General features: G+C 69.9%; 1 protein-coding gene. It reads right to left on the bottom strand.

Going from position 1 to position 758, the window contains the following annotated elements; genetic code table 11:
- A partial coding sequence (locus tag IE286_RS26915; protein WP_189799365.1) for a beta-ketoacyl synthase N-terminal-like domain-containing protein occupies positions 1-758 on the bottom strand: 758 nt, incomplete at both ends.

Here is a 758-nt window from a genome sequence, read left to right on the forward strand (position 1 = left end):
GCCGAAGGAAGACACTCCCGCACGGCGCGGACGGCCCGCCTGCGGCCAGGGCCGGGCCTCGGTCAGCAACCGCACCGCCCCCGCCTCCCAGTCGACATGCGGGGACGGCTCCTGCACATGCAACGTCCGCGGCAACACGCCATGCCGCATCGCCTCGACCATCTTGATCACACCACCGACACCCGCGGCGGCCTGTGCATGCCCGATGTTCGACTTCAACGACCCCAGCCACAACGGCTGATCCACCGGCCGGTCCTGCCCATACGTGGCCAGCAGCGCATGCGCCTCGATCGGATCACCCAGCCTGGTACCCGTCCCATGCGCCTCCACCACATCCACATCAGCGGAAACCAGCCCCGCACTGGCCAGCGCCTGCCGGATCACCCGCTCCTGCGAAGGACCGTTCGGAGCCGTCAGCCCATTGGACGCACCGTCCTGGTTGACCGCCGAACCACGCACCACCGCCAGCACCCGATGACCATTGCGCCGAGCGTCCGACAACCGCTCCACCAGCAGCAGCCCCACACCCTCCGACCAGCCCGTACCATCCGCCGCCGCCGAGAACGACTTGCACCGCCCGTCCGGCGCCAGACCACGCTGCCGCGAGAACTCCACAAAGGCTTGCGGGGTGGACATGACAGTGACGCCGCCGGCCAGGGCGAGGTCGCACTCGCCCTGCCGGAGCGCGTTGGCCGCCAGGTGCAGCGCCACCAACGACGAGGAACACGCCGTGTCCACCGTCACCGCAGGACCCTCGA

Source organism: Streptomyces thermodiastaticus, assembly GCF_014656135.1.
GTDB classification, from domain to species: domain Bacteria; phylum Actinomycetota; class Actinomycetes; order Streptomycetales; family Streptomycetaceae; genus Streptomyces; species Streptomyces thermodiastaticus.